Genomic DNA, 9,620 nt, shown 5'->3' with positions numbered 1-9,620 from the left:
AGAAACTGCTTGCGCCTTTTGTTTGGTCTGTTTAGACACCCCTTCACCGACGGGGCGGCGACGCACTGACGGGGAACGGGCCGGACGGTTGCTTAGGCAGCCAAGCGGTTTCGGGAACAAGAATTTGGGCAGATTTGAGCGGGTAGCGCCAAGTAGATTTGGCGGTACACGGTTGATTTTGTCTCTGGGCTTTTCGGGGCCCGCGCTTTTTGACAATTGAGTATCTGAAGAGATATGTGGGCGGTTTGGTCTGTTCGATGGATCAGCCTCTTTCATATCAACGCTTCTAGGGCTTTTGGGTCCGATGATGAAGTGTCAGCTTCACTGTTTGTCGGTATCACGTTTCTTTGGAAACTGATGCACGAGAAACAGAAGATGTTTGGTGCGAGACTGTTGCGCTCAAGTAGCGAAGCGGTAGCGCATTGAATGATGTGCAGAGGTTCGAACGTCAAGGATACACCTTCGGGTGTTTCAACTTGAGAGTTTGATCCTGGCTCAGAACGAACGCTGGCGGCAGGCCTAACACATGCAAGTCGAGCGAGATCTTCGGATCTAGCGGCGGACGGGTTAGTAACGCGTGGGAATATGCCCAATGGTAGGGAATAGCCTCTGGAAACGGAGAGTAATACCCTATGAGCCCTTCGGGGGAAAGATTTATCGCCATTGGATTAGCCCGCGTTGGATTAGGTAGTTGGTGGGGTAATGGCCTACCAAGCCGACGATCCATAGCTGGTTTGAGAGGATGATCAGCAACACTGGGACTGAGACACGGCCCAGACTCCTACGGGAGGCAGCAGTGGGGAATCTTCGGCAATGGGCGCAAGCCTGACCGAGCCATGCCGCGTGAGTGATGAAGGCCTTAGGGTCGTAAAGCTCTTTCGCCAGAGATGATAATGACAGTATCTGGTAAAGAAACCCCGGCTAACTCCGTGCCAGCAGCCGCGGTAATACGGAGGGGGTTAGCGTTGTTCGGAATTACTGGGCGTAAAGCGCACGTAGGCGGATTGGAAAGTTGGGGGTGAAATCCCGGGGCTCAACCCCGGAACTGCCTCCAAAACTATCAGTCTAGAGTTCGAGAGAGGTGAGTGGAACTCCGAGTGTAGAGGTGAAATTCGTAGATATTCGGAAGAACACCAGTGGCGAAGGCGGCTCACTGGCTCGATACTGACGCTGAGGTGCGAAAGTGTGGGGAGCAAACAGGATTAGATACCCTGGTAGTCCACACCGTAAACGATGAATGCCAGACGTCGGGTAGCATGCTATTCGGTGTCACACCTAACGGATTAAGCATTCCGCCTGGGGAGTACGGTCGCAAGATTAAAACTCAAAGGAATTGACGGGGGCCCGCACAAGCGGTGGAGCATGTGGTTTAATTCGAAGCAACGCGCAGAACCTTACCAACCCTTGACATAGAGATCGCGGATCCAGAGATGGATCTTTCAGTTCGGCTGGATCTCATACAGGTGCTGCATGGCTGTCGTCAGCTCGTGTCGTGAGATGTTCGGTTAAGTCCGGCAACGAGCGCAACCCACGCCTTTAGTTGCCAGCAGTTCGGCTGGGCACTCTAAAGGAACTGCCGGTGATAAGCCGGAGGAAGGTGTGGATGACGTCAAGTCCTCATGGCCCTTACGGGTTGGGCTACACACGTGCTACAATGGCAGTGACAATGGGTTAATCCCAAAAAACTGTCTCAGTTCGGATTGGGGTCTGCAACTCGACCCCATGAAGTCGGAATCGCTAGTAATCGCGTAACAGCATGACGCGGTGAATACGTTCCCGGGCCTTGTACACACCGCCCGTCACACCATGGGAGTTGGTTCTACCTGACGACGCTGCGCTAACCTTCGGGGGGCAGGCGGCCACGGTAGGATCAGCGACTGGGGTGAAGTCGTAACAAGGTAGCCGTAGGGGAACCTGCGGCTGGATCACCTCCTTTCTAAGGATGTTTCTAGCATGATCCATGAGATGCCAAGTCGCTCTTGCAGCGAGGCGGCAGCGCATGATCATCGTGAAACACTTAGCAGTCACGGTCCTTCTCACGAAGGCACGGCCATTTGGTCGGAAGTGACATATACGGCCAGGCCGTCCTCATATCTCTTCAGGAAGTTGCAGACCTACCGGTCTGTTTTGGGTCGGTAGCTCAGGTGGTTAGAGCGCACGCCTGATAAGCGTGAGGTCGGAGGTTCAAGTCCTCCTCGACCCACCATGATTGCCGCGGTCGAACACATTGCGGCGACGCTCCGCACCGCGCAAGGCGCGGCACGGAGTGGACTTGCCCGTCAGGGCGGTAAAAGCTCGGGGCCTTAGCTCAGCTGGGAGAGCGCCTGATTTGCATTCAGGAGGTCAGGAGTTCGATCCTCCTAGGCTCCACCAAACACCAACTTCGGATACTCAAGATCATCACCCCCGATTAGATCGGCAAGGAAGCGACCCGCGCTCAAGTAGCGACGCGGTCGCGGTTCATCCTTTCCCGTCCAATCGGACACGCAGCTTCGGCTGCGGATTTGACATCGTTTAGAGAGATACAACATCAGAGCTACGGGCTTTCCGCGTAAGGAAAGCCGGTGCGAGGCCTTCGGGCAGCGCACGAACGTAGTTTTGTTCCAAGTCAAGTACACTAACCAGGTTTGGTTCCGCACGGGACCAAGCCAACAACAGCATCTGTTGCGAACCAGCGCAGATGCCGGGAAAAAGTACGACTTTTGATCTTAAGCCCCTGACATTTACAAAAGGCGGGGGTCGGGAAGAGCATCTTGCTTCTTCTGGATCAAATCAAGCGCGAGAAGGGCGTTTGGTGGATGCCTTGGCAGTAAGAGGCGATGAAGGACGTGATAACCTGCGATAAGCTTCGGGGAGCCGGTAATAGGCTTTGATCCGGAGATTTCCGAATGGGGCAACCCACCTGATATTCTGCTATTTATACTACGGCGTTGAGACTATGCGAGGCTTGTCCTCAAGTGGCGCTCCGCGCGGTAGGACAAAATAGGAGGGTAAACCAGGTACTAATTACCTGAATACATAGGGTTTTTAGAGCAAACCCGGGGAACTGAAACATCTAAGTACCCGGAGGAAAGGACATCAATTGATACTCCCCTAGTAGCGGCGAGCGAACGGGGACCAGCCGAGCAGTGATCGTGAGCAGAACCATCTGGAAAGTTGGGCGATATGGGTGACAGCCCCGTATGCTAAGCGAGATCTGACGTATTAAGTAGGGCGGGACACGTGAAATCCTGTCTGAAGATCGGGGGACCACCCTCGAAGGCTAAGTACTCCTTACTGACCGATAGCGAACCAGTACCGTGAGGGAAAGGTGAAAAGCACCCCGACGAGGGGAGTGAAACAGTACCTGAAACCGAACGCCTACAATCAGTCGGAGGCTCCTTGCGAGCTGACGGCGTACCTTTTGTATAATGGGTCATCGACTTGGTCTATCTAGCAAGCTTAAGCCGTTAGGTGTAGGCGCAGCGAAAGCGAGTCTTAATAGGGCGCATGAGTTAGGTGGATCAGACCCGAAACCGAGTGATCTAGGCATGACCAGGATGAAGGTACGGTAACACGTACTGGAGGTCCGAACCCACACCTGTTGAAAAAGGTCGGGATGAGTTGTGCCTAGGGGTGAAAGGCCAATCAAACTCGGAGATAGCTGGTTCTCCGCGAAATCTATTTAGGTAGAGCGTCATCCGAATACCCCGGGGGGTAGAGCACTGGATGGGTAATGGGGCCCCACAGGCTTACTGATCCTAACCAAACTCCGAATACCCGGGAGTACTAGATGGCAGACACACTGCGGGTGCTAACGCCCGTAGTGGAGAGGGAAACAACCCTGACCTCCAGCTAAGGCCCCTAATTCATGGCTAAGTGGGAAAGCAGGTGGGACGACCAAAACAACCAGGAGGTTGGCTTAGAAGCAGCCATCCTTTAAAGATAGCGTAACAGCTCACTGGTCTAAATAAGTTGTCCTGCGGCGAAGATGTAACGGGGCTCAAGCCATGAGCCGAAGCTGAGGATGCCGTAAGGCATGGTAGCGGAGCGTAGTGTGATATAACACTTTATCTGTTTTACCGCCCGTTGTGCAGGCAAGGAGGCAACTCCGCGCTCAAGCAGCGAAGCGGTAGCGCAGATAACAGTGTTTACGTTGAAGCCGGGGCGTGAGCCATCCGGTGGAGTGATCACTAGTGAGAATGATGACATGAGTAGCGACAAACAGGGTGAGAGACCCTGTCGCCGAAAGTCCAAGGGTTCCTGCTTAAAGCTAATCTGAGCAGGGTAAGCCGGCCCCTAAGTCGAGGCAGAAATGCGTAGACGATGGGAACTAGGTTAATATTCCTAGGCCAGGAGGATGTGACGGATCGGAGACGTTGTTCGCCCTTATCGGATTGGGCGGGCCGCTAACCGGTTCCTGGAAATAGCCCTCCATCAGACCGTACCCTAAACCGACACAGGTGGACTGGTAGAGAATACCAAGGCGCTTGAGAGAACCACATTTAAGGAACTCGGCAAAATACCTCCGTAAGTTCGCGAGAAGGAGGCCCGTTCAGAAGGCAACTTTTGGGCGGGGGCACAAACCAGGGGGTGGCGACTGTTTACTAAAAACACAGGGCTCTGCGAAGTCGCAAGACGACGTATAGGGTCTGACGCCTGCCCGGTGCTGGAAGGTTAAAAGGAGGAGTGAGAGCTCCGAATTGAAGCCCCAGTAAACGGCGGCCGTAACTATAACGGTCCTAAGGTAGCGAAATTCCTTGTCGGGTAAGTTCCGACCTGCACGAATGGCGTAACGACTTCCCCGCTGTCTCAAATGTGGACTCAGCGAAATTGAATTGCCTGTCAAGATGCAGGCTTCCCGCGGTTAGACGGAAAGACCCCGTGCACCTTTACTACAGCTTCACATTGGCATCAGGCCAAGCATGTGCAGGATAGGTGGTGGGCTTTGAAGCGATGACGCCAGTCGTCGTGGAGCCTCCCTTGAGATACCACCCTTGCTTTGCTTGATGTCTAACCGCGGTCCGTTATCCGGATCCGGGACCCTGTGTGGCGGGTAGTTTGACTGGGGCGGTCGCCTCCTAAAGCGTAACGGAGGCGCGCGAAGGTTGGCTCAGAGCGGTCGGAAATCGCTCGTTGAGTGCAATGGCAGAAGCCAGCCTGACTGCGAGACTGACAAGTCGAGCAGAGTCGAAAGACGGCCATAGTGATCCGGTGGTCCCGAGTGGAAGGGCCATCGCTCAACGGATAAAAGGTACGCCGGGGATAACAGGCTGATGGTGCCCAAGAGTCCATATCGACGGCACCGTTTGGCACCTCGATGTCGGCTCATCTCATCCTGGGGCTGGAGCAGGTCCCAAGGGTACGGCTGTTCGCCGTTTAAAGAGGTACGTGAGCTGGGTTTAGAACGTCGTGAGACAGTTCGGTCCCTATCTGCCGTGGGTGTAGGATACTTGAGAGGAGTTGCCCCTAGTACGAGAGGACCGGGGTGAACGATCCACTGGTGGACCTGTTGTGGCGCCAGCCGCAGTGCAGGGTAGCTATGATCGGAAAGGATAACCGCTGAAGGCATCTAAGCGGGAAGCCCCCCTCAAAACAAGGTATCCCTGAGGACCGTGGTAGACCACCACGTCGATAGGCCGGAGATGTAAGCGCAGTAATGCGTTCAGTTGACCGGTACTAATGGTCCGATAGGCTTGATTTGATCCAGTAGAAGCCAGAAACTTCAACTGACAAAAGCCGTACACAATACGTGTGCATGACTTGGAACAATCCCTTCGGGGATCTTGTTGGCAGCTTCCTCGGTTTGGTGATCATAGCGCAAGTGAAACACCCGATCCCATCCCGAACTCGGCAGTTAAGCACTGTCGCGCCAATGGTACTGCGGCTTAAGTCGTGGGAGAGTAGGTCATCGCCAAACCTAGAAAGCTGCCAACAAATATATCTCTCATAACGATACCAAAAACAAAAAATATATGACGCGGGATGGAGCAGCCCGGTAGCTCGTCAGGCTCATAACCTGAAGGTCGTAGGTTCAAATCCTACTCCCGCAACCAAATTAACAATCAAGCCGCACCCAAATGGGCCGCGGCTTTTTTGCTGACCGATAAACCCAGAATCGCACCCAATTCCCCAATAACCTCAACGCTATCGCCCAGACTCTAAGACTCAGAACGGATCACCAGGCGATCAATCAGCGCCCGGACCTCCTCGCTGGCCGTCCCGGCCGCGTCCTGCGCACCCAAAACAGCCTCCAGTTCCCTGACCCGCGCCCGATACAACTCCGGCAAATTCTCGGGCAGCTCGACTGCATGAGGGGTCGCCGCCGCGCTCGCCGACTCCAGCCGCGTGATCTCCGCTTCGGTCTCTTCCAGCCGGTCAAAGACCGAAGTCGGCACCCGTCCTGCTTCGATATTGACCATCAGCCCTTCACGCCGGCGGCGCGCTGCTTTGAGTTGCCGGGTCAGCTCGGCCACCGTTTCCCGGGCCCCGTCCTGAGCCGCTTCCAGATGCCTCTCCACATCGCGCTGGAACCTCGCATAGGCCGCGTCTGTCATCAGTTCGCACTTGAAAATCTCCAGAACCAGAGGCTCAAGGTCAGCCACCAGAACCCCCGGCATTCCTGAGCAAACCGACGCGCCCTTTTCCTTGTGATTCGCGCAATAGTCTCGCTTCCGTTTGGCCGCGCCTGCGACGGTCATATTGCCGCCGCATTGTCCGCATTCGACCAAGCCCGACAGAAGGTACTTTCGCCGCCGCGTCGCCTGGCTTTCCGAAAGCCCGTTGCGATCCTTTTTGGGGCGCGTTGCGCGGATCTGCTGAATGTCGCCCTGGCGTGCCTTTACGGCATCCCAGAGCGCCGCGTCGATGATCCGAAGGTCGGGCTCTTCGAACACCTGCCAGTCTTCACGCGGACGCGGCCGCGAGACGCGTTTGCGCGTGTCGGGGTGTTTGCGGTATTCCAGCCGGTTCCAGATCCGCCGCCCGTTATACAGTTCATTGTTCAGGATCCCGGTGCCGCGTTCGCGGTTGCCGTTGATTGTGTTCTGGCGCCAGCGGCCGTCGGTCGCGCGTCCGCTGCGCGGGGCGGGCACACCTTCGGCGTTCAGCGCTGTCGCGATCTGCTGGGGTGAGACCCCGTTGGCATAGTCCTGAAAGATGCGCCGGATGACCGCTGCCTCCGCAGGGACGATGTCCAGCGCGCCGGTGATGCGGTCGCCCTGAGGCGTTCGCGCCACCTGATATCCATAGCTGCGCCCGCCGCCGCTTTGGCCCTTCTGAACGGCGGCCTCGACCCCCCGATGGGTTTTTTGTGACAGCGCCTCCAGAAACATACTGCCCATCAGGCCGGAAAAGCCGATCTTCAGTAGCCCGACTTTGCCCTGGTCCAGCGTGTGGATATGGATGTCGCGGTGTTGCGCGCGTTTGTAGAAATGCGCCGTGTCCTCGGCATCGCGGCTGATCCGGTCCAGGCTCTCGGTCAGCACGATGTCGAACGCATCGGTCCCGAAGTCGTCGATCAGGTTGAGATACCCGGGCCGCTGGTTGGAGGCCCCTGAAACCGCCTTGTCGCTGTAATCCTGGACAACGCGCCAGCCCTGCGCTTCGGCAAAGCGCCGACATTTGGCGATCTGATCCACCACTGACGATGGGTTCTGCAACTCGGTTGAGTATCGCGCATAAATCGCGACGCGTTGGGGCCTGGACTGCATTGGTGGGTCGTTCCTTCGGGCAAGTGCGGGGCGGGTCCAGCATTCAATGCGCGGGACGGCGTGGCAAGACGGATATTCATACTTGACTGAGCAAGTGCAAGCGACAGCCTTGCGCGATCCGGGCAAGCCGCCATACCCTTGAACATACTGCGACTGACATGTGGCTGGAGGCCTCTATGACCTCCCTTGCAACCTGCTCAGCGATGAGTTCGATCAATTTGTTGAGGTCCATTCCGCGTTTCCTTCCCTTTGAGACAATGAAACAACTCGAAGCGGCGAAGCCAGGGTCGGGCTGAAAATGACTGAACCATCAAGGGACGCCCGCATTGGTGAGAACCGATGCGGGCGCTTTCTCGTCTATTGCAGCCGTCTATCGTTGCGCGAAAAGATCCGCGCCAAGGCGTTGCGCGATGACACGGGCCTGCACGGCCGTGATGGCGCGCAGCAGGTCGCGCAGGTCAGCGATCGCGACAGTAAGCGCGGCTGCCTCCGGGGTTTGAACCGTCTCGGTCCAGCCGCCCGTTGGGGTCATACATTCCGGCGAAGTATCCAGAATATAGGTCGAGACCGTCCCGCGCTGAATGACGTCCTCGACCCGCGCGACAAACGTCTCGAGGTCAGTCCGCACCGCGGTGTCGAACAGCCGCTCACCGTGCAGAGTATTCGCCAGATGCTGCGCGAAGCTGCGTTCCTTCGGCGGCAGCGTCGGGATAATCTCGTTGCGCAGGGTTGCGCGCGCGGTAATTGCACGCGTCACGGCGTCGGCAATGAGGACCTCGAGATCGGGAGCGGGGACTGGGAGCGCAGGCACGCCCAACATCACACGCCCTCCTTGCGGATCGGTTTGGGCCTCGACCGGCGACGCGCCACCGAGAATTGCGGTGCCATCCGGCCAAAGGATCCGCTCCGTTTGCGCTGTGTCCGCCGGTGATTATCGGCGATGTCCGCCTCCGCCTGGATCCGCGCGCGCACGGCGTGCATCCGTGCGGCGGTCTTTTCCTGAACGCGCCCAAGCACGGGCGCACCGGTCTTGGCGCAAATGACGAACCCGCGGTGATTGAGTGGCACCATCAGGCGGCGCGTGCCGATAAACCGCGTCGGCTCGTGCAGACCCGCCGCGGCGTAGTCGGCCGCAGCGCTCAGCCGCACCTCATAGCCGGAGTTGAACCGACACTGCGAACTGGTGCCATAGGCCAGCGTCGCATAGCGAATCTCGCCGATCAGGGTCAGATCAAGCACCAGGCAGGGGCGCGCCTTGGGGGCGATGTCGGTGCGGTCCTCGGCGACGGGAAAGCGAAAGGACACGATATCGCCAATGGCGAGCGCCTCCCGCCACGCGGCGGTTTGGCTGGGAATTATCGTGGAAGTGGAAATGGTATTAAGCATTGTCGGCTCCGTTAAGTTTGAGGAAACGACACGCACAACAGTTTGCTCATCCAAAGCAGCGGAGGAGGTCTGCCATGCGCGTCTCAAAACGCGCGCATGGCAAACCGGCACCGCAGCGCCCACCTCCAGAAACCCTATCCCTTGCCCCTTAAACTCGGATGGGGAAGCGGACGTTGTCATCAGCTTGTACTATCGAAATAAAGTCCAAACGGCGTTGTTGCAGAACTCCGCAGTGGCGTAGATGAACTCCACCACGTCCAGCCGGATTATGGGGTTCGGCAGACGCACCGACGGGTAGTCGAAAAGCAACGGAATGATCGCGACCGGAGAGTCTGGGGGCAGTTGGTCGCTTTCGACCGCGATCATGCGCACCGAGCCAAACTGGCCTCCACGGCCGAGAGGTCGATTCCGAGGGCTCGGGCAGAATCGAGGGCCGTCGCATCAAGGGTGAGCGAGGTCTTGCGTCGTGTCGCGGTCGTTATCGCGCGTGCCTCCGAGTGATGGCGTAAAAACGGGTGGCGCGGCGCAAGGCGGGGGCTACGC

Annotated in this window: 5 protein-coding genes, 3 tRNA genes and 3 rRNA genes; 6 read left to right on the top strand and 5 right to left on the bottom strand. The window is 57.2% G+C overall.

Going from position 1 to position 9,620, the window contains the following annotated elements; genetic code table 11:
- Positions 1-276: hypothetical protein (locus tag E2L05_RS21005; protein ID WP_208016285.1), on the bottom strand; the 276-nt coding region annotated here is incomplete at its 3' end.
- Positions 277-472: 196 nt separating this feature from the next.
- On the opposite strand from E2L05_RS21005, the gene E2L05_RS19505 reads away from it, so the two are divergent.
- The 6 genes from E2L05_RS19505 to E2L05_RS19480 all read left to right on the top strand — a co-directional run bounded on the left by E2L05_RS19505 (position 473) and on the right by E2L05_RS19480 (position 6,035).
- Positions 473-1,936: ribosomal RNA gene (locus E2L05_RS19505) — 16S ribosomal RNA — on the top strand.
- A gap of 193 nt (positions 1,937-2,129) precedes the next feature.
- Positions 2,130-2,206, top strand: a tRNA-Ile gene (locus E2L05_RS19500).
- A gap of 91 nt (positions 2,207-2,297) precedes the next feature.
- A tRNA-Ala gene (locus tag E2L05_RS19495) sits at positions 2,298-2,373 on the top strand.
- 397 nt (positions 2,374-2,770) lie between these two features.
- A 23S ribosomal RNA gene (locus tag E2L05_RS19490) occupies positions 2,771-5,683 on the top strand.
- Between the two features lie 101 nt (positions 5,684-5,784).
- A 5S ribosomal RNA gene (rrf, locus tag E2L05_RS19485) occupies positions 5,785-5,899 on the top strand.
- Together the 16S, 23S and 5S rRNA genes with 3 tRNA genes alongside form the textbook arrangement of a ribosomal RNA operon.
- A gap of 59 nt (positions 5,900-5,958) precedes the next feature.
- Positions 5,959-6,035, top strand: a tRNA-Met gene (locus E2L05_RS19480).
- A gap of 105 nt (positions 6,036-6,140) precedes the next feature.
- Here E2L05_RS19480 and E2L05_RS19475 read toward each other — a convergent pair.
- The 4 genes from E2L05_RS19475 to E2L05_RS20900 form a co-directional block, all read right to left on the bottom strand.
- Positions 6,141-7,691, bottom strand: a complete 1,551-nt coding sequence (locus E2L05_RS19475; RefSeq protein WP_133344603.1) for a recombinase family protein — start codon at positions 7,689-7,691, stop codon at positions 6,141-6,143.
- Positions 7,692-8,061: 370 nt separating this feature from the next.
- Positions 8,062-8,511, bottom strand: a complete 450-nt coding sequence (locus E2L05_RS19470) for a hypothetical protein (protein WP_133344601.1) — start codon at positions 8,509-8,511, stop codon at positions 8,062-8,064.
- Positions 8,511-9,077, bottom strand: a complete 567-nt coding sequence (locus tag E2L05_RS19465; protein ID WP_133344599.1) for a hypothetical protein — start codon at positions 9,075-9,077, stop codon at positions 8,511-8,513. Before E2L05_RS19465 ends, E2L05_RS19470 begins: the two co-directional genes overlap by 1 nt.
- A gap of 189 nt (positions 9,078-9,266) precedes the next feature.
- Positions 9,267-9,443: a hypothetical protein gene (locus E2L05_RS20900; protein WP_165971821.1), complete on the bottom strand. Its 177-nt coding sequence runs from the start codon at positions 9,441-9,443 to the stop codon at positions 9,267-9,269.
- Between the last annotated feature and the right edge of the window lie 177 nt (positions 9,444-9,620).

The organism is Meridianimarinicoccus aquatilis (assembly GCF_004358675.1).
GTDB classification, from domain to species: Bacteria; Pseudomonadota; Alphaproteobacteria; order Rhodobacterales; family Rhodobacteraceae; genus Meridianimarinicoccus; species Meridianimarinicoccus aquatilis.
Note: the sequence above shows the minus strand (reverse complement) of the source record. Positions and strands in the feature narration are given on the sequence as shown.